Genomic DNA, 19,852 nt, shown 5'->3' with positions numbered 1-19,852 from the left:
ATCGCTTGCGGAGAAAACCGTATGACTGACCGTCCGACCGACCTGTCCTCGCTTCCGTCCTATCGCCAGCCCCGGCGCGGGCTGTTCTCGGCGCGCAAGTTCGCGCTGATGGCCTCCGTGGTCGCGGGCCTCGGCGTCGCCGCCTATGGCCTGTCGCCGCAGGGGGCGCCGGTCGATCTGTTCTCGACCTCGGCGCACGCGCAGGTCGCCAACGAGGTCAGCAAGGTCGCGCGCCCCGTCGGCTTTGCCGACATCGTGGAGCGGGTCAAGCCGTCGGTGATTTCGGTCAAGGTCAACATCGCCGAGAAGGTCGCAAAGGACGACAGCGACGACGATACGCCGTTCCAGCCGGGCTCGCCGATGGAGCGCTTCTTCCGCCGCTTCGGCGGTGAGAACGGCATTCCCGGCATGCCGGGTCGCGGCGGCCGCGGTGGTGGTCGCGCCGTGACCGGGCAGGGCTCCGGCTTCTTCATCTCCGCCGACGGTTATGCCGTGACCAACAACCACGTGGTCGACGGCGCCAACAAGGTCGAGGTGACGACCGACGACGGCAAGACCTACAGCGCCAAGGTGATCGGCACCGACCAGCGTACGGATCTGGCGCTGATCAAGGTCGAGGGTAGCACGAACTTCCCGTTCGCCAAGCTCGCCGACGGCAAGCCGCGCATCGGCGACTGGGTGCTGGCGGTCGGCAATCCGTTCGGCCTCGGCGGCACGGTGACGGCCGGCATCGTCTCGGCCGTGGGCCGCGACATCGGCAACGGCCCCTATGACGATTTCATCCAGATCGACGCGCCCGTGAACAAGGGCAACTCCGGCGGTCCGGCGTTCGATGTCGACGGCAATGTGGTCGGCGTCAACACCGCGATCTATTCGCCGTCCGGCGGCAGCGTCGGCATCGCGTTCTCGATCCCCGCCTCGACGGTGAAGAGTGTGATCGCGCAGCTCAAGGACAGCGGCTCGGTCAGCCGCGGCTGGATCGGCGTGCAGATCCAGCCGGTGACGCAGGATATCGCCGACAGCCTCGGCATGAAGAAGGCCGAGGGCGCGCTGGTCGCAGAGCCCCAGGCCAATGGTCCGGCGGCGAAGGCCGGCATCCAGTCCGGCGACGTCATCACCGCGGTCAATGGCGAGCCGGTGAAGGACGCGCGTGAGCTCGCCCGCACCATCGGCGGCATTGCGCCGGGCGCCTCGGTCAAGCTCAACGTCCTGCAGAAGGGGCAGGAGAAGACCATCAACCTGACGCTCGGCAAGCTGCCGAACACGATCGAGGCCAAGGCCGACACCGGCGGCGACAATGCGAGCCCGACCCGCGGCGCCGACGTGCCGAAGCTCGGCATGACCGTCGCGCCCGCGTCGAGCGTCGCCGGCGCCGGCAAGGACGGCGTCGTCGTTACCGAGGTCGATCCGAAGAGCGCGGCCGCCGATCGCGGCTTCAAGGAAGGCGACGTCATCCTGGAGGTCGCGGGCAAGTCGGTGACCTCTGCCGGTGACGTCCGCGAGGCCATCAACGCCGCGAAGGCCGACAACAAGAACAGCGTGCTGATGCGTGTGAAGAGCGGCGGCCAGTCGCGCTTCGTCGCGGTGCCGCTGGCCAAGGGCTAAGAGCCCTTACGAGATGGGAGGCCGCCGGCAAGTGCCCCCGCGTCGGCGGCTCTTCCTGGGGCGGGCTTAAAGTTCCGCTCCCACAGACCTTCCGTTGGACAACGCCCCCCTCCGTCGGAAGGAACTCGGGCGGTGAGGTCCCCCAACCTCACCGCCCACTTTGCTGCCGATCAACCCCGGGCCCACGCCGCCTTGCACGGAAACCGCGGCCGGTCCATGTAGATGGACACCAACCGTGACCACCGCCCCCGTTTCCGCAATGCGCCTCCTGATCATCGAAGACGACCGCGAGTCCGCCGACTATCTGGTCAAGGCGTTCCGCGAGGTCGGACATGTCGCAGACCTCGCCAGCGACGGCGAGGAGGGGCTCGCCATGGCCGAAAGCGGGGATTACGACGTGCTGGTGGTCGACCGCATGCTGCCCAAGCGCGACGGCCTGTCGCTGATCGGCGCGCTGCGCGACGAGGGCAACCGGACGCCGGTGCTCATTCTCTCGGCGCTCGGCCAGGTCGACGACCGCATCAAGGGCCTGCGCGCCGGCGGCGACGACTATCTGCCGAAGCCCTACGCCTTTGCCGAGCTGCTCGCCCGCGTCGAGGTGCTGTCGCGCCGCCATGGCGGACCGGCCGAGGAGACCACCTACAAGGTCGGCGATCTCGAGCTCGACCGTCTTTCTCACAGGGTTGCGCGCGGCAAGGACGAGCTCACCCTGCAGCCGCGCGAGTTCCGCCTGCTCGAATATCTGATGAAGCACGCGGGGCAGGTGGTGACGCGCACGATGCTGCTCGAGAACGTCTGGGATTATCACTTCGATCCGCAGACCAACGTGATCGACGTCCACATCTCGCGGCTGCGCTCCAAGATCGACAAGGGGTTTGACCGTCCGCTGCTCCACACCATCCGCGGCGCGGGGTATATGATCCGTGACGGCCTTCGGTAAGCTGATCCGCACCACGGCGTTCCGGCTGACGCTGGTCTATCTGCTGTTGTTTGCGCTGTTCGCCGCCTCGCTGCTCGGCTATTTCGCCTGGAACACCCGCCGCCTCATCACCGAGCAGATCTCGACCACGGTCACCTCCGAGATCAGCGAGATGACCGACATCTTCGCCCGCTGGGGCCTGCGCGGAATCGTCGGCGCGATCGAGAGCCGCGCGCTGCGGCCGGGCGCCAATCTCTATCTCATCACCACGCCGACCGGGCAGGCCATCGCCGGCAATGTCGGCTCGCTGGCGCCGGGCGTCATGGGCTCGTCCGGCTGGTCGGAGACGTTCTACCGGCGGCTCGACGACAGCACCGAGCATAGCCACCGCGCGCTAGTCTATGTCACGCAGCTCTCCAGCGGTTTTCGGCTTTTGATCGGCCGCGATCTCGAGGAGCGCCGCCGCCTGTTCGGCATCGTCGCCAAGGCGGCGCAATGGTCGGTGCTGGTGGTGGTCGTGCTCGGCATCGGCGGCGGCATCTTCGTTGCGCGGCGCGTGCTGCACCGGATCGATGCCATGACCGGCACGACGCGGCGGATCATGGATGGCGATCTCTCCGGCCGTCTGCCGGTCGGGCGCAGCGGCGACGAGCTCGATCGCCTGGCCGAAAATCTCAATGCGATGCTCGAGCGCATCGAGGCGCTGATGACCGGCCTCAAGGAGGTCTCCGACAACATCGCGCATGACCTGAAGACGCCGCTGACGCGGCTGCGCAACCGCGCCGAGGAGGCGCTGGCGAAGTCGCGCTCCGAGGACGAGTATCGCGCCGCGCTGGAGCGCACGATCGAGGAATCCGACGGCCTGATCCGGACCTTCAACGCGCTCTTGATGATCGCGCGGGCGGAGTCCGGGCAGGCGCGCGGCGACATGGTCGAGTTCGATGCGGCCGAGGTTGCCGGCGGCATCCACGAATTGTACGAGCCGCTGGCCGAGGACAATGAGATGACGTTGCGGGTCAAGGCCGCGGCCGCGCCGGTGCATGGCAATCGCGAGCTGATCAGCCAGGCGCTCGCCAATCTCGTCGAGAACGCGATCAAATACGGCAAGCCGGCCGCGCTGCCGCTCGATGCCGCCGCCGCTGATAGCCGCGAGATCCTGATCGAGGCGCGGCGCGAGGGCGGGCAGGTGCTGCTCAGCGTCACCGATCATGGCGAGGGCATTCCCGAGGCCGAGCGCAAGCGCGCCGTCGAGCGTTTCGTCCGGCTGGAGGCGTCCCGCACCTTGCCCGGTTCCGGCCTCGGTCTCAGCTTGGCGTCCGCCGTCGCGACCCTGCATGGCGGCGAGCTCCGGCTCGGCGATGCCAGGCCGGGCCTTGTCGCGACCCTGGTGCTGCCGGCCGGTGCCGGCGTGCCCGCGAAGCTTGCGGCGCCGGCGCAGGATGTGCCACAGAAGGCCGCATGACCTCCTCCGCGCCGGGAAACGCGGACGGGCAGATGCTGGCCGAACGTTTCGTTGCCGGCCCGCATGTCCGTGCGCCCGACAAAGCCGAACACCGCCTTCACGAGTGGCTCGCCGAGCTCGAGCCGTCCTTGGCGGTCTCGCTCCGCGCGCTGCTCGCCGGCGGCTGGCCGCGAACCATCCTGCTCGGGATTGCCGAGTGCTCGCCCTATCTGTTCGATCTCGTGCGCGCCGACGGCCATCGTCTGGACCGTCTTTTGCGCTGCGACCCGCAGGCGCACCTTTCCGAGCTGATCGCCCGCACCGGCCGCGAGGTGTTTGCCGCCTCCAGCGAAACCGAGGTGATGAGCCTGCTGAGGCGGCTGAAATCCGAGGCGGCGCTGCTGATCGCGCTGTGCGACATTGGCGGCGTGTGGCCGGTGATGCAGGTGACGGCGGGGCTGACCGACGTCGCGGTGTCCTCGGTGCAGATGGCGCTGCGGTATCTGCTGCGCCTGGAGACGGTGCGCGGCCGGCTTGCGCCCGTTGATGCCGACGATCCGGAGCAGGGCAGCGGCCTGTTCGTGCTCGCGATGGGCAAGATGGGCGCGGGCGAGCTCAACTATTCGAGCGACATCGACCTGATCGTGTTCTTCGATCCCGAGATCAATTCGCTGGCGCGCGACATCGAGCCGCAGCCGTTCTTCGTCCGCGTGACGCAAGCAATGGCGCGGCTGCTGCAGAGCCGCACCGCGGACGGCTATGTATTCCGCGTCGATCTCCGGCTGCGGCCGGATCCGGCCTCGACGCAGGTGGCGATGTCGACCGAGGCGGCGCTGCATTACTACGAGCGCGAGGGCCGCACCTGGGAGCGCGCCGCGATGATCAAGGCGCGGGTCTGCGCCGGCGACGTCGTCGCGGGCGAGGCGATGCTGGCCGAGTTGTCGCCCTTCGTATGGCGCAAGCATCTCGACTTCCAGGCGCTGACCGACGTCCACGACATGAAGCGGCAGATGCAGGTCTATCGCGGCCACAGCGAGATCGCGGTCGAGGGCCACAACGTCAAGGTCGGGCGCGGCGGCATCCGCGAGATCGAGTTCTTCGCCCAGACCCAGCAACTGATCGCCGGTGGAAGACACCCCGAGCTGCGGGTGCGTCCGACCCTGCAGGCGCTCGACGTGCTCACCGCCAGCAAGTGGATCACGGAGCAGGCGCGTGACGAGCTCACCACGGCCTATGAGTTCCTGCGCCGGGTCGAGCACCGGCTGCAGATGATGGCGGACGAGCAGATCCACAGCCTGCCCGACGATATCGAGGGCGTGAGCCGCTTCGCATGCTTCTTCGGCTACGACAGCCGCGAGCGGTTCGCGACCGATCTGCTGTTTCATCTCGACGTCGTGCAGGGACACTACGCCCGGCTGTTCGAGGGCGATCCCACCGGCACCGTCAGCCTGCCGGCGGTGAACTACGGCGCCGGTCCCGACGAGCCGCGCCTGATGGAGCATCTTGCCGCATTGGGCTTCCGCGATCCCGTGATGGTCGCCAAGACCCTGCAACAATGGCTCGCGGGCGAGTACCGCGTGTTCCGCACTGATGCGACGCGCACCGCGTTCACCGATTTTCTGCCCGCGCTGATCGATGGCCTCGCCCATGCCGACGAGCCGGATCGCGCGGTCGTCGCCTTCGACCGTTTCCTGCAGGCACTGCAGCTCGGCGGCCGCCTGATCACCCTGCTCGGGCAGAACCGCGACCTCGTTGCGCTCGTTGCTCTCGTGCTCGGGGCGGCGCCTCGGCTCGGCGACATGCTTGCGCGGCAGCCGCGGCTGATGGACGGCCTGATCGATCCGCGCTTCTTCGGCGCCATCCCGGACCGGCGTGAATTGTCGGAGCGGCTGGCGTCGACGCTGCAGGATGCCGGGACCTATGAGGAGTTTCTCGATCGTCTCAGGCTGTTCGGCCAGGAGAGCCTGTTCCTGATCGGCACGCGCATCCTCTCCGGGACGGTGTCGGCGCAACAGGCCGGCACCGCGTTCGCCGATGTCGCCGAGGGCATCGTGCACACCGTGCATAATCTCGTGACCGACCGCTTTGCCGCCCAGCATGGCCGCATCAAGGGCCAGGAGACCGCGATCGTCGCGATGGGGCGGCTCGGCGCGCGCGAGATGACGGCCTCGTCCGATCTCGACCTGATTTTGCTGTATGATTTCGATGCCGACGCGCCGGATTCCGACGGCGAGCGCTCGCTGCAGGGCGCGCACTATTTTGCACGCTTCACCCAGCGGCTGATTTCAGCCTTCACCTCGCGCACCAATTACGGCGTGCTCTACGACATCGACATGCGGCTGCGGCCGTCGGGCCGCGCCGGTCCGCTGGCCTCGCACATCGACTCCTTTGCGCACTACCAGGAGCACGAGGCGTGGACCTGGGAGCACATGGCGCTGACGCGCGCGCGGGTGATCTCGGCGTCGCCGGCGTTTCGGGCCCGCATCGAGGAGATCATCCAGGCCGCGCTGCGGCGGCCGCGCGACAGGAGCGCGATCGCGCGCGACGTCGCCGACATGCGCCGCGCGATCGCCGCCGAGAAGGGCGAGGCCGATCTGTGGGATCTCAAGCACGCCGCCGGCGGCATGGTCGACATCGACTTCGTCGCGCAATATCTGCAGCTCGTCCATGCCGCGGCGACGCCGGAGATTCTCGATGTCAGCACGCTTGCGGTGCTGGACAATGCCGAGCGGCTCGGCGTGCTACCGCGTGCTGAAGCCGTGATCCTGCGTCAGGCTGCGCGGCTCTATCACGATCTGACGCAGATCGTGCGGCTGTGCGTCAGCGACAAGTTCAAGCCGGATCAGGCCGGCGAGGACTTGCTGCGGGTGATGACCCGGGCGGGCGACGCGCCGGATTTCTCGGCGCTCGAGGCGAGGCTGCGCGAAACGCAGACCGAGGTGCGGCGCGTGTTCACCGCACTCGTGGAGGGATGACCGGACCAGGCGCGCGGTAGGACAGCCGGCCGCCTATGCCTTTTCCTTGGTGACCGCCGCCTGCTTCAGCCGGCCGATCGCTTCCTTGACCGCCGGGTCGAGGCCGGCGCCGCCGGCGTCGTGGTGCGCATAGATCGTCTTGAGCATCCGCGGGTCCCAGAACTTCTTGATGTGCTCGGCGACGCCGGCGACCTCCTTCTCCTGGCCCTGGCTCTGGAAGAACTTGCCGATCTGGTTGGCCATGTAGACGAGGCGCTCGGAGGGGTTATGCGACATGGGTGTTGTCCGTCTGTGTTGATCGCGCGCCGGTCTCGGCGCTCGCGACGATCCGGTCGGGATGGGTGAAGATTTCGAAGCCGTCGTTGCGGGCCACCGCAATCAGTGTGATCCCCGCGGACTCGGCCATGCGGATGGCGAGCGCGGTCGGTGCTGACACTGCGACCAGAACGGGGGCGCCCATAGCCGCGGCCTTCTGCACCAGCTCGACGGAGACGCGGCTCGTCATGAGCACGATGCCTTCGGTCGCAACGCTTCGCGCCTGCGCGAGGTGGCCGGCGAGCTTGTCGAGCGCATTGTGGCGGCCGACATCCTCGCGGAGCGCAACGATGCCGCGCGCCGGCGTCCAGAACGCCGCGGCGTGCACGGCGCGGGTCTCGCGATTGAGCTTCTGCAGCGGCTCGATCGCGGCGAGCGCGGTCATGACGTCGCGCGGCGCGAAGCGCCGGCCCGCGGGCACGCGCGCCACCGGCCGCACCGCTTCCGCGATGGAGTCGATGCCGCATAGTCCGCAGCCGGTGGGACCGGCGAGGCTGCGCCGGCGCTCTGCCATGCGCGCAGCAAGCTCCGGCGGCAGCCACATCCTGAGCTCGATGCCGTCGGTGAGCTCGACGACATCGAGCGAGATGATGTCGTCGCGGCTGGCGATGATGCCCTCGTTGAGGCTGAAGCCGATGGCGAAGTCGGTGAGATCCTGCGGGGTCGCCATCATGACGGCCTGGGTGCCGCCATTATAGGTCAGCGCGACCGCGGTCTCCTCCGGCACGCGGCGGTGGCCCTCGGTGAGGGCTCCGTCGCGCCAGACCAGACGATCCGCGATGCGCACTGCATCGGTCATGCTACTCCGCCGCCTCCACGATCGGGGCGATGCGACGCGAGTTGCGGGCCTGCTCGTCATAGGCCTTCTGCCAGTCCGACGGGCCGTTGGACTGCGACACCTGCACCGCCGTGACCTTGTACTCCGGACAGTTGGTCGCCCAGTCCGAATAGTCTGTCGTGATGACGTTGGCCTGGGTCAGCGGGTGGTGGAAGGTGGTGTAGACCACCCCCGGCGCCACGCGCTCGGAGATCAGCGCATGCAGCGTGGTCTCGCCGGCGCGGCTGGTCAGCCGCACCCAGTCGCCGTCGCGGATGCCGCGCTGCTCGGCGTCGTGCGGATGGATCTCCAGTACGTCCTCGCCATGCCACACCACGTTGTCGGTGCGCCTTGTCTGGGCGCCGACATTGTACTGCGACAGGATGCGGCCGGTGGTCAGCAGCAGCGGGAAGCGCGGGCCGGTGCGCTCGTCGGTCGCGACATACTCGGTGACCACGAACTTGCCCTTGCCGCGGACGAAGCCGTCGACATGCATGATCGGCGAGCCCTCGGGGAACTTCTCGTTGCAGGGCCACTGCACCGAGCCCATCTCCTCGAGCTTCTGGTAGGAAACGCCGGCAAAGGTCGGCGTCAGCGCCGCGATCTCGTCCATGATCTCGGACGGATGGTTGTACTTCATCTCGAAGCCCATCGCCTTGGCGAGACCGATCGTGACCTCCCAATCGGCGAGGCCGTTGCGCGGGCTCATCACCTTGCGCACGCGCTGGATGCGGCGCTCGGCGTTGGTGAAGGTGCCGTCCTTCTCCAGGAAGGTCGAGCCGGGCAGGAACACGTGGGCGTAGTTGGCGGTCTCGTTCAGGAACAGGTCCTGGACGATGACGCATTCCATCGACGACAGCGCCTGCACCACATGCGTGGTGTTGGGATCCGACTGCAGGATGTCCTCGCCCTGCACGTAGAGGCCCATGAAGGTGCCTTCGATCGCGGAGTCGAACATGTTCGGGATGCGCAGGCCCGGCTCAGGGTTGAGCTTGACGTTCCACATCGCCTCAAACTGGTCGCGCACGGCGTCGCCCGAGATGTGCCGGTAGCCCGGCAGCTCGTGCGGGAACGAGCCCATGTCGCACGAGCCCTGCACGTTGTTCTGGCCACGCAGCGGGTTCACACCGACGCCGCGGCGGCCGATATTGCCGGTCGCCATCGCGAGGTTGGCGATCGCGATCACCGTGGTCGAGCCCTGGCTGTGCTCGGTCACGCCGAGGCCGTAATAGATCGCGCCGTTGCCGCCCTTGGCGTAGAGCCGGGCCGCGCCGCGGATGGTCTCGGCATCGACGCCGGTGATCCCGGCGACCGCCTCCGGGCTGTTCTTCTCGAGCGCGACGAACTCGGCCCAGTCCTGGAACTCGCTCCAGTCGCAGCGCTCGCGCACGAAGGTCTCGTTGACGAGGCCTTCGGTGACGATGACATGCGCCAGCGCGGTCAGGATGGCGACGTTGGTGCCGGGCAGCAGCGGCAGATGATAGTCCGCCTTGATGTGCGCTGACTTCACGAGGTCGATCTTGCGCGGATCGACGACGATCAGCTTGGCGCCCTGGCGCAGCCGCTTCTTCATGCGCGAGCCGAACACCGGATGCGCATCGGTCGGGTTGGCGCCGATCACCATGATGACGTCGCTGTCCTCGACCGAGTCGAAGTCCTGCGTGCCGGCGGAGGTGCCGAAGGTGGTGGCAAGGCCGTAGCCGGTCGGCGAGTGGCAGACGCGGGCGCAGGTGTCGACATTGTTGTTGCCGAAGCCCGCGCGGATCAGCTTTTGCACCAGATAGGTCTCTTCGTTGGTGCAGCGGGACGAGGTGATGCCGCCGATCGAGTCGCGGCCATGCTTCGCCTGGATGCCGCGCAGCTTGTCGGCTGCGAACTTGAAGGCCTCGTCGTAGGAGACCTCGCGCCAGGGCTGGTCGATGGTCTCGCGGATCATCGGCTTGAGGATGCGCTCCTTGTGGGTCGCATAGCCATAGGCGAAGCGGCCCTTGACGCAGGAATGGCCGCGATTGGCCTTGCCGTCCTTGTAGGGCATCATGCGCACGACTTCTTCGCCGCGCATCTCGGCCTTGAAGGTGCAGCCGACGCCGCAATAGGCGCAGGTGGTGACGGCGGAATGCTCGGGCTGGCCGATCTCGATCACGCTCTTCTCGGTCAGGGTCGCGGTCGGGCAGGCCTGCACGCAGGCGCCGCAGGACACGCATTCCGAGCCGAGGAAGCTCTCGCTCATGCCCGGCGACACCCGGCTGTCGAAGCCGCGGCCGGAGATGGTCAGCGCGAACGTGCCTTGCACTTCCTCGCAGGCGCGGACGCAGCGCGAGCAGACGATGCACTTGGAGGGATCGTAGGTGAAATAGGGGTTCGACTCGTCCTTCGGCAGCCAGGCCGGATTGGCCTCGCCGCAGGCGTCGGCGAACACGTGGTTCTCACCCTGGTTGCCGTAACGGACGTCGCGCAGGCCGACCGCGCCGGCCATGTCCTGCAGCTCGCAATCGCCATTCGCGGCGCAGGTCAGACAGTCGAGCGGATGGTCGGAGATGTAGAGCTCCATCACGCCCTTGCGCAGCTTCTTCAGCCGCTCGGTCTGGGTGTGGACGACGAGGCCCGCGGCCACCGGTGTGGTGCAGGAGGCCGGGGTGCCGGCACGGCCTTCGACCTCGACGAGGCAGAGGCGGCAGGAGCCGAACGCATCGACCATGTCGGTCGCGCACAGCTTCGGGATCTGCGTGCCGGCCTCCATGGCCGCGCGCATGATCGAGGTGCCTTCGGGAACGGTGATGCTCTGACCGTCGATGGTGAGCGTGACCATCGTCTCGGACTTGGAGCGGGGCGTGCCGTAATCGGTTTCGTGGATGAGCGACATGGTCGGTGTCCTTTCCCGATAGCCTATTCCGCGGCCTGCAGGCGCGGCTGCTGGGGTCCGAAATCTTCGCGGAAGTGCCTGAGCGCTGATAGCACAGGGTAGGGCGTGAAGCCGCCAAGTGCGCACAGCGAGCCGAGCTTCATAGTGCCGCAGAGGTCCTCGACCAGAGCGATATTCTCGGCGACGCGCTCGCCGCGGCGGATCTTGTCGATGGTCTCGGCGCCGCGGGTCGAGCCGATGCGGCACGGCGTGCACTTGCCGCAGGATTCGATGGCGCAGAACTCCATCGCGAAGCGTGCCTGCTTCGACATGTCGACGGTGTCGTCGAACACGACGATGCCGCCATGGCCGATCAGGCCGTCCTTGGCCGCGAACGCCTCGTAGTCGAACGGCGTGTCGAACAGCGCACGCGGGAAGTAGGCGCCGAGCGGCCCGCCGACCTGCACCGCGCGGACAGGGCGGCCAGTGAGGGTGCCGCCGCCGACGTCGTCGACGAGTTCGCCCAGCGTGATGCCGAACGCGGTCTCGAACAGCCCGCCGAACTTGACGTTGCCGGCGATCTGGATCGGCATCGTGCCGCGCGAGCGCCCCATGCCGAAATCGGCATAGGCCTTGGCGCCTTCATTGAGGATGAAGGGGATCGCGGCGAACGATAGCAGGTTGTTGACCACGGTCGGCTTGCCGAACAGCCCATGATGGGCGGGCAGCGGCGGCTTGGCGCGAACCAGTCCGCGCTTGCCTTCGAGGCTTTCCATCAGCGCGGTCTCTTCGCCGCAAACATAGGCGCCGGCGCCGGTGCGCACCTCGAGATCAAAGGTGTGGTTGGAGCCGGCGATCTTGTCGCCGAGCAGGCCGGCCTTCCGGGCGATGTCGATCGCCTTGGTCATGGTGGCGATCGCGTGCGGATATTCCGAGCGCGTGTAGATGTAGCCCTTGGTGGCGCCCACCGCGATGCCGCAGATGGTCATGCCTTCGATCAGCACGAAGGGATCGCCTTCCATCAGCATGCGGTCGGCGAAGGTGCCGCTGTCGCCCTCGTCGGCGTTGCAGATGACGTATTTGCGGTCGGCCGCCGTCTGCGCCACCGTCTTCCACTTGATGCCGGTCGGGAAGCCGGCGCCGCCGCGGCCGCGCAGGCCCGACGTCGTGACCTCGGCGATCACCGCATCCGGCGACAGCGTCAGCGCGCGCGTGAGACCCTTGTAGCCGCCATGGGCGCGGTAGTCCTCGAGTGACAGCGGGTCGACGATGCCGCAGCGGGCGAAGGTGAGGCGGGTCTGCCGCTTCAGCCACGGGATCTCCTCGGTCAGGCCGAGCGAAAGCTTGTGCGACTTGTCGGCGATGATCGCATCCAGCAGCGACGGCACGTCCTCAGCGGTCACGGGACCAAAGCCGAAGCGGCCCTGCGCCGTCTCCAGTTCGACCAGCGGCTCCAGCCAATACAACCCACGCGAGCCGTTGCGGACGATCTCGATGTCGACATTGCGCTCCAGCGCCGCCTTGTGCAGCGCCTGCGCGACCTCATCGGCGCCGACAGCGAGCGCGCCGGCATCACACGGGACAAAAAGACGCACGCTCATCGCTGGGCCTCCGAGACGAGAGCATCGATCCGGGCTTCGTCGAGCCGGCCGACCAGGCGTCCATCGAGCATGGCCGACGGCGCGGTTGCGCACAGGCCGAGACAGTAGATCGGCTCGAGCGTGACGCGCTCGTCAGCCGTGGTGTTGCCGAGGGCGACGCCGAGCTTGGCCTCGGCGCGCGCCGCGAGCGCATCACCGCCGGCTGCCTGGCAGGCTTCGGCGCGGCACAGCTTCAGCACGTGACGACCGGCCTTCTTGGCGCGGAAATCATGGTAGAACGTGAACACGCCGTAAACCTCGGCGCGCGACAGGTTCAGGGCGGACGCGATCATCGGAATGGCATCCTCCGGCACGTAGCCGAACGTCTCCTGCAACGCATGGAGGATGGGCAAGGTTGCGCCCTCCATGCTGCTATGTTCGGCGATGATCTCGGCGCCGCGCGCCGCGTCCCAACTTTCGTACACCGGCGTCATCCTGATCCCGATTCTGCGTTGCAAGCGTTTCGCACATCCAAATTGGAATTGCTCGAGATATCAATAAAGCAGTCCCGTGCTGCGATAGCGAAACGCAATCGAGAGATAGCTAGAAGTTGACGAAAAACAGGCGTTCGCGCGACAGGGCTGCGGCGTGTTTTACCATGTCGGCGCCCCCCTCGTCGTGATAGGGTTTCACCATGGCTGGCAACGCCGAAAACGTGCGGAACCGGGCCGTTCAACCGCTGGAAGGCCGACCTCTTGATCGACAAGCTCGAACTGCTGCTGGCGTTGGCCAAGGAGCGTCATTTTGGCCGGGCGGCGGAGGCGTGCGGTGTCACCCAGCCGACCATGTCGACCAGCATCAAGCAGCTGGAGGAGATCCTCGGCGTCATGCTGGTGCAGCGGGGATCGCGGTTCCAGGGGTTCACGCCCGAAGGCGAGCGAACGCTGGATTGGGCGCGCCGGATCGTCGGCGACTTCCGGGCGATGCGCCAGGAGATCAACGGCCTCAAGGACAAGCTGTCGGGCGAGATCCGCATCGCGGCGGTGCCGACCGTGCTCGGCATGGTGGCCTCGCTGACGACGCCGTTCCGCGCCAAGCATCCGGAGGTCCGGTTCCGCATCATGTCGTGCACGTCGGCCGACGTGCTCGGCCTCTTGGAGAATCTCGAGGTCGATGCCGGCCTGACCTACATCGAGAACGAGCCGATCGGCCGTGTCCGCACCATCCCGCTCTACAACGAAAGCTACCGCCTGCTGACCGCGCCCGACGCGATGTTCGGCGATCGCGAGCAGGTGACTTGGCAGGAGGTCGGGCAGGTGCCGCTGTGCCTGCTGACGCCGGACATGCAGAACCGCCGCATCATCGACCGCGCGCTGCGCGCCGCCGGTAACGACGTCACGCCAACGCTCACCTCGAACTCGCTGCTCGTGCTCTACACCCATGTGAAGACCGGCCGCTGGGCCAGTGTCATGCCGGCCAAGCTTGCCGAGACGCTCGGCCTCGCCGACAAGGTGCGCTCGATCCCGATCATCGATCCCGTAATCAACTACCAGATCGGTCTCGTCATCCCGCAGCGTGACCCGATGACGCCGCTGATCGCAGCCCTGGTGCAGGTCGCGCGCGAGGTCGCACCGAGCCTGCAGGCGTGAGGCGCATGTCCGGCAGCTGAGTTGCCGCTGACGCCGTGTCTCACCACCGGCGGTGAACAATGGCCTGGATTGCGCTCGCCATGACGGCGCAAATTGCCTCCTCTCGTCATTGCGAGCGCAACGAGGCAATCAGGTTGCTGCCGTGGCGACGGTCGGCGTCGTCACCGACCTCGCTGGCGTCATCGGCAGACTTCGGGCTCTCATGCGGTTGGGGAACCCTGACCTTGCGCGTGGCGCGTGGTCTTCAGCTCATAATGCGCGGCATGGCTGTCATAGCGGCTGAGCAGCTTCCGCGCCGCGGGCGGCACCACCGCCGTGTCATGCGCTGGACCCGCAAATCGAACCACCGCCGCCTGATCGACGAAGGTCATGATCGTCACGAATTCGACCTCGGCCTCCAGCGGTCTGCGCAGCAGCTCGATGCCTATAAATCCTTCGATTGCCTGATCCACAATGGCCGGAAAGATTGTCGACCTCAGCAGCTCCTCATAGGCGTCGGCATCCGCCGCCCTGGTCCAGCCGCGCCATATACGCTTCAGCATCTGATCGTCCTCCGTCGTGACGATGTTCACCCGAGAACTCGCACAGGCCGGTGGCAGTGCACTTGGTCAAAATTGCGCTTTCTGCGACCGACGTGTCAGACAGCCACCATCGTTCCGGGGCAAGACCTATAGGCCTTGAACCCGGAATCCGCCGTCCCGAACCATATGGAGATTCCAGCTTCCATCGTCAGCGAGGCCGCTTCGCGCCCTCCCATTGACGCCCCCCCGAATTGAGGGTGATCGTGGCGTGGAAGGACTAATAGCCCGCAAACCTCTCCCGCATCACTTTCTCCTCCTGCCGGATGCGCAAGACGAGCGGCACGGCATAGATGGTCATGCCGACCACGAGCGTGACATAGGCGTGCAGCGTCAGGGCGTAGCCGATCAGCTCGGGCAGGATGTTGAGGAAGTAGTTGGGATGGCGGACCATCCGGAACAGCGGATGCGTCACCAGCGCATGGTCCCGCGCGATCATCAGCTTGACGGTCCAAAACCGGCCGAGCAGCCGTGACACCACGAACAGCATCACCGCACCGAACAGATAGATCACGAACCCCGTGATGCTGACGGCGTCGACCGGGGCGTCGCGGACAAGGCCCTCGGTCGTCGCGGCGAGGTAGAAGGCGACATGGGCGATCGCAAGCCAGCGCGAAACCGATGCTCCGTATTCGGTCGCGCCGTTGGCGCGCAGCCGCTTCTCGTTGCGGATCGAGACGGCGAGCATGGCGAAACGATAGGCAAAGGCGGCGACAATGAAGGCGATGATCACGCTCGGCACTCCAGATTTCGGAGCGATTGCCTTAGTTGCCGATGCGCAGGTGCGTCAATACCACATTCTGCTAATGTTGCTTACTAAGTGCGAGGCCGATGTCAGCGCACGCGGCGAAAAGGGCAGCTGATTGCAGACCTTGGGCGTCATGTACCGCGAGAGGTTGCTGGGACGACAGCGGTCTTTGTCGATGCAGCCGTGCACGACGACGTTCTTGTAGCTGGCGTAGGGTGGGCAAAGAGCCGCCCGCAGGGCGGCGCGTGCCCACCGTCTGCGTCGCGAACATCGGTGGGCACGGCGCGCGAGAGAGCACAGCTCAACGCGCGTCTCGCGGGCGCGCCTTTGCCCACCCTACGGCACCACGCACGCAACTCATGCCGCGACGGAGATGCTCGCTGTTGCCTTATGGGCGTCGCGGGGCAGGGTGACGCGGACCACGGTGCCGAACTCCAGCCGCGAGCGCAGCCGCATCGAGCCGCCGTGCAGCTGGGCCAGCGAGCGGGCGATCGCGAGCCCCAGGCCGGAGCCGTGATAGGTCTTGGTCATCTGGCTCTCGACCTGCTCGAACGGTCGGCCGAGCCGCGCCAGCGACTGGGCGGGGATGCCGATGCCGGTGTCGGCGATGATGAGCACGACCTTGTCCTCGAACACGCGGCTGCGCATCGTGACCCGGCCGCCTTCGGGGGTGAACTTCACCGCGTTGGACAGCAGGTTGACCATGATCTGCTTGGTGGCGCGGCGGTCGGCGACGACGGGGATGCTGCCTCCGATGTCGGCGTCGAGCACCAGGCTCTTGTCCTGGGCGCGGCCGGAGACGACGCGCAGGGATTCGGCCAGCGTCTTGGCGAGGTCCAGCGGCTCCATGTCGAGCTTCATGCGGCCGGCCTCGATCTTCGACATGTCGAGGATGTCGTTGATCACTTCGAGCAGATACTGACCAGAGGTCAGGATGTCGTGGCAGTACTCCTGATACTTCTCCGAGCCGAGCGAGCCGAACATGCCGCTGCCCATGATCTCGGAGAAGCCGATGATGGCGTTGAGCGGCGTGCGCAGCTCGTGGCTCATGTTGGCGAGGAATTTCGACTTGGTCTGGTTGGCTTCCTCGGCGCGGGTCTTTTCCTGCGAGTACTTCTCGGCGAGGTCGGCGAGCTCGATCGCCTGGCGCTCCAGCGCGCTCTGCGAGCGCTGCAGGTCGATCACGGTGGCGCGCAGGCGCAGGTCGTTGTCGACGAGTTTCTGCTCGTGCTCCTTGATGCGGGTGATGTCGGTGCCGACCGAGACGTAGCCGCCGTCCTTGGTGCGGCGCTCGGAGATGTGCAGCCAGCTGCCGTCGTCGAGCTGGGCCTCGAAGGTGCGCCCGCCCGGCGCCTGCTGGCTGTGGTCGTGCAGCCGGGTGCGGATCTCCGGCATCTTGCCGACCTCGATGACGGTCTCGTAGGAGGTGCCGGGGATCACGGCGGAGTCCGGCAGCTTGTGCAGCTTCTGGAAATGCGAGTTGCACAGCACGAGCCGGTTGTTGGCGTCCCACAGCACGAAGGCTTCCGAGATCGTCTCGATCGCGTCCCGCAGGCGGAGGTCTGCCTCGACGGTCTTCTCGACCAGGCTCTTCTGCTCGGTGACGTCGACCGCGATGCCGATCAGGTGCAGGCCGGAGTCGGAGGTGCCCTGGCTGAGCTCGCAACGGACCCGGAGCCAGATCCAGTGGCCCTCGGTGTGGCGCATCCGGAAGCTCTGGTCGATCTGGTGGATGCCGCCGGCGACGAGCTGGTCGGCGATCGCGAACAGGTCGATGTCGTCCGAGTTCACCAGCGCGTTGACCTCGCCGAAGGTGAGGAGGTCGGTGCGGTTTTCGAGGCCGAGCATCGCGAACATCGAGTTCGACCAGAAGATGCGCCCGCGCGACAGGTCCCAGTCCCACAGCCCGCAGCGGCCGCGGTTGAGCGCGGTGTCGATGCGGCCACGCACCGCGTCGTTGATCAGGTCGCCTTCGCGGGCGCGGGTCGACTGCCAGTGGAAGGCGAAGCCCAGGATCAGAACGACGAAGCCCGTCGTCGCCGACAAGGTCACCGAGAGCGCGGCGTCCGAGCCCCAGATCGGCTCGAGCTTCTCCTGGATCACGACGACGCGGCCGGGCAGCGCCTTGATCAACTGCGACACCGCGAAGGCCGGACGGCCGTTCGGCAAGGTGATCTCGGTGACCGCGCCCTGCAGGCCGGGCGTGGCCAAGAGCTGCGCGGTCGAGATCAGATCGAGGATGCGGTCGTTCTCGCCGAGCGCTGCGTCGACCGGAACCCGGGCCAGGATGCGGTGGTCGGCGCCGGTGACGATCACGTGGCGTCCGGCCGCCGCTCCCCAGGCGGGGATCAGGTCGGGCAGCAGGCTCTGCAGATGCTCGATGTGGGCGATGCGGTCCGGGCGCATCGCCAGATGACCGATGCGGTCGGCGAGCAGGTCGGAGATCGCGGCCAGGTCGCGCTTGGTCGCGCCGCGCTTCTGACGGCTCTGGTCGAGCACCTGGACGAAGGCGCCGAGACAGATGGTGACGAGAAAGGCGATGATCAAAGTAGGGACAGCACGACGCAATACCGGCTCAGCAGTCAGCAGTCTTTGATAGGCCGGTTTCGCGATCGATTGCGCCAACCCTTTGATGGAATCAGAAGATTGGACGCACGCGTTCGCGGCATGCGCACGCGCCATGCTGTAGACCCCCGAAACTTCTTGGATACCCGAATTTCGAAAGAGCTCCAGCCGCTTCCGAATCAAGTTGATTTGAATCCAGATTTGTCGGGCTGTCGAGAGTCAACGATTTGGCAAAAGCTAATAAATCTTATCCAATGCGGAATTGCCATGGCGAAAAGCCGGCAGAGTGAGTCCGAAGCGGGAACGCAGCATGACTTTCATGCTTCAGCCGTGCGGCGGCTCGGCGTGACTGATGACGCGCTTGACGCTCGGGAAGGCGCGACGCACCCCGCGCTCGATGTGGTCGACATTGTCGTGCACCTTCAGCACGCTCATCGACGGCGCGGCGCGGCAGTGGAAGTTGACGATCTCGCCGGCCTCGGTGTTGCGGACGCGGACATTGTGCACGTCGTACATGTCGGTCTCGGCGGCGAGGCGCTGCAGGGCCTCGGCGATCTCGGCGATCCGCTGCGCTGGCGCATCGACGCCGAATGGCAGCTCGGGCTCGAGCGGCTCGATATGGGTGTCGACCTCGACGTCGGCGCCGAATTCGGCGCGGATGCTGCGTTCCAGCTCGTGCGCGATCGCATGCGCTCCGAACAGGCTCATGTCGCCGTCGACCTCGAGGTCGATCGCGACGATCAGGCGGCCACCGACGTCATGGACGGTGACGTGATGGATCGCGAGGCCGGAATTGCGCGCGATCACCATGATGCGCTCGCGCACGCTCTCGTTGCTGAGCGCGACCGGCACCGTCGTGAAGGTGACGTCGGCGCCGGACAGGCTGGCATCGACTGCGGCCTGCGCATCGCGCTTGATCTCGTGCACGCGGTCGATCGGGTAGGTGCGCGGCACCTGCACCGTGGCGTCGACGAAATGCGTCGCGCCGACGAGCCGGACCCGTAGCCGCTCGACATCGACGACGCCATTGATCGAACGGATCGCGGCGCGCGCCTTCTCGGCCGCCCCCTCTGGCGCGCGGTCGAGCAGTGTTTCTACGGTGGAGCGCGCCAGCCGCAGGCCGAGCACGGAGATCATCAGGGCGACCGCGACCGCGGCGGCGGAATCGCCCCACCAGAAGCCGAGCGCGGTGAGGACGAGGCCGGCGATGACGGCGATCGAGCCGAGCACGTCGGAGGCGAAATGCAGCGCGTCGGCGGCGAGCGCCTGGCTGTGGGTCTCGTGCGCGGCCCGGTGCAGCGCGCGGGCGCGCCAGAAGTTGACGGCGATGTCGACCAGCAGCACCACGAACGGAATCGCCGACAGCGACGGCGGCGCCGCCGCCTCGCGCAGCCGGCTGACGGATTCCACCAGCACGCCGCCGGCCAGCACGTAGAGCAGGGCGATGACGCCCAGCGCCGATAGGCTCTCCAGCTTGCCGTGGCCGTAATGATGCTCGTCGTCGGCCGGCCGGTCCGATACCCGAACCACCATCCAGGTGATCACGGTGGCGACGACGTCGACGGCGCTGTGCAGTGCCTCGGAGACGAGCGCGAGACTGCCGATCAGGATGCCGACGATGAACTTCGCCGCGGCCATGCTGGCGCTCGCCGCGATCGAGATCGCGGCGACACGGGTTTTCCCGGAATCGACATGGGGGGCGGCGTCTCTCATGGCGGCGGATGTAGCAGCCGAGGCCGCACCATGAAAGCCGGGATCGCGCGGTCCATGGGCGTGGACCGCGCGCTGTTTCGAGTGCTTCTAAATCTCAGAAGCTTG

15 protein-coding genes are annotated in these 19,852 nt (G+C 66.9%); 6 read left to right on the top strand and 9 right to left on the bottom strand.

Annotated elements, in window-relative coordinates:
- The first annotated feature begins 21 nt into the window (after positions 1-21).
- From QX135_RS18300 to QX135_RS18285, 4 genes are all read left to right on the top strand, one after another.
- Positions 22-1,605: a Do family serine endopeptidase gene (locus tag QX135_RS18300; protein WP_315777576.1), complete on the top strand. Its 1,584-nt coding sequence runs from the start codon at positions 22-24 to the stop codon at positions 1,603-1,605.
- 259 nt (positions 1,606-1,864) lie between these two features.
- On the top strand, positions 1,865-2,545 hold the full coding sequence (locus tag QX135_RS18295; RefSeq protein ID WP_315739932.1) for a response regulator transcription factor: 681 nt from the start codon (positions 1,865-1,867) through the stop codon (positions 2,543-2,545).
- Positions 2,529-3,986, top strand: coding sequence for a sensor histidine kinase (locus tag QX135_RS18290; protein WP_316179248.1), 1,458 nt, complete (start codon positions 2,529-2,531; stop codon positions 3,984-3,986). Before QX135_RS18295 ends, QX135_RS18290 begins: the two co-directional genes overlap by 17 nt.
- The gene (locus QX135_RS18285) at positions 3,983-6,940 is read left to right on the top strand and encodes a bifunctional [glutamine synthetase] adenylyltransferase/[glutamine synthetase]-adenylyl-L-tyrosine phosphorylase (protein WP_316179250.1); all 2,958 of its coding nucleotides are present in this window, start codon (positions 3,983-3,985) and stop codon (positions 6,938-6,940) included. The genes QX135_RS18290 and QX135_RS18285 overlap by 4 nt, the downstream gene beginning before the upstream one ends.
- A gap of 33 nt (positions 6,941-6,973) precedes the next feature.
- Here the strand turns inward: QX135_RS18285 and QX135_RS18280 are convergent, their stop codons facing one another.
- From QX135_RS18280 to QX135_RS18260, 5 genes are read right to left on the bottom strand one after another with little or no spacing between them, the layout of a single operon-like run.
- Positions 6,974-7,216: a formate dehydrogenase subunit delta gene (locus QX135_RS18280; RefSeq protein ID WP_315739826.1), complete on the bottom strand. Its 243-nt coding sequence runs from the start codon at positions 7,214-7,216 to the stop codon at positions 6,974-6,976.
- The gene (fdhD, locus tag QX135_RS18275; RefSeq protein WP_315785182.1) at positions 7,206-8,054 is read right to left on the bottom strand and encodes a formate dehydrogenase accessory sulfurtransferase FdhD; all 849 of its coding nucleotides are present in this window, start codon (positions 8,052-8,054) and stop codon (positions 7,206-7,208) included. Before fdhD ends, QX135_RS18280 begins: the two co-directional genes overlap by 11 nt.
- Before the next feature lies 1 nt (position 8,055).
- Entirely contained in the window at positions 8,056-10,935 is a 2,880-nt protein-coding gene (gene fdhF / locus QX135_RS18270; RefSeq protein WP_315785184.1) for a formate dehydrogenase subunit alpha, read from the bottom strand.
- Between the two features lie 23 nt (positions 10,936-10,958).
- A complete protein-coding gene (locus QX135_RS18265; protein ID WP_315785187.1) occupies positions 10,959-12,515 on the bottom strand; it encodes an NADH-quinone oxidoreductase subunit NuoF in 1,557 nt (518 codons plus the stop codon).
- The gene (locus QX135_RS18260; protein ID WP_315739931.1) at positions 12,512-12,988 is read right to left on the bottom strand and encodes a formate dehydrogenase subunit gamma; all 477 of its coding nucleotides are present in this window, start codon (positions 12,986-12,988) and stop codon (positions 12,512-12,514) included. The genes QX135_RS18265 and QX135_RS18260 overlap by 4 nt, the downstream gene beginning before the upstream one ends.
- Before the next feature lie 261 nt (positions 12,989-13,249).
- Between QX135_RS18260 and QX135_RS18255 the strand changes: the two genes are divergently transcribed.
- Positions 13,250-14,143 carry a LysR family transcriptional regulator gene (locus QX135_RS18255; protein ID WP_315739822.1) on the top strand — a complete coding sequence of 298 codons (894 nt, stop codon included), beginning with the start codon at positions 13,250-13,252 and terminating at the stop codon, positions 14,141-14,143.
- 200 nt (positions 14,144-14,343) lie between these two features.
- On the opposite strand, the gene QX135_RS18250 is transcribed toward QX135_RS18255, so the two are convergent.
- On the bottom strand, positions 14,344-14,685 hold the full coding sequence (locus QX135_RS18250) for an antibiotic biosynthesis monooxygenase (protein ID WP_316179355.1): 342 nt from the start codon (positions 14,683-14,685) through the stop codon (positions 14,344-14,346).
- Between the two features lie 256 nt (positions 14,686-14,941).
- The gene (locus QX135_RS18245) at positions 14,942-15,454 is read right to left on the bottom strand and encodes an isoprenylcysteine carboxyl methyltransferase family protein (protein WP_315739821.1); all 513 of its coding nucleotides are present in this window, start codon (positions 15,452-15,454) and stop codon (positions 14,942-14,944) included.
- Between QX135_RS18245 and QX135_RS18240 the strand changes: the two genes are divergently transcribed.
- The gene (locus tag QX135_RS18240) at positions 15,438-15,584 is read left to right on the top strand and encodes a hypothetical protein (RefSeq protein WP_315739820.1); all 147 of its coding nucleotides are present in this window, start codon (positions 15,438-15,440) and stop codon (positions 15,582-15,584) included. The two genes, QX135_RS18245 and QX135_RS18240, sit on opposite strands and share 17 nt — an antisense overlap.
- 242 nt (positions 15,585-15,826) lie before the next feature.
- On the opposite strand, the gene QX135_RS18235 is transcribed toward QX135_RS18240, so the two are convergent.
- Complete coding sequence (locus tag QX135_RS18235; RefSeq protein WP_315739819.1) at positions 15,827-18,151, bottom strand: PAS domain-containing sensor histidine kinase; 2,325 nt, start codon at positions 18,149-18,151, stop codon at positions 15,827-15,829.
- Between the two features lie 207 nt (positions 18,152-18,358).
- Positions 18,359-19,747: a cation diffusion facilitator family transporter gene (locus QX135_RS18230; RefSeq protein WP_316179253.1), complete on the bottom strand. Its 1,389-nt coding sequence runs from the start codon at positions 19,745-19,747 to the stop codon at positions 18,359-18,361.
- Positions 19,748-19,852 lie beyond the last annotated feature (105 nt).

Origin of the sequence: Bradyrhizobium sp. SZCCHNR1098, assembly GCF_032489375.1 — a bacterium.
In the GTDB taxonomy this organism is placed as follows: domain Bacteria; phylum Pseudomonadota; class Alphaproteobacteria; order Rhizobiales; family Xanthobacteraceae; genus Bradyrhizobium.
This window is presented reverse-complemented; position numbering and strand designations above follow the sequence as displayed.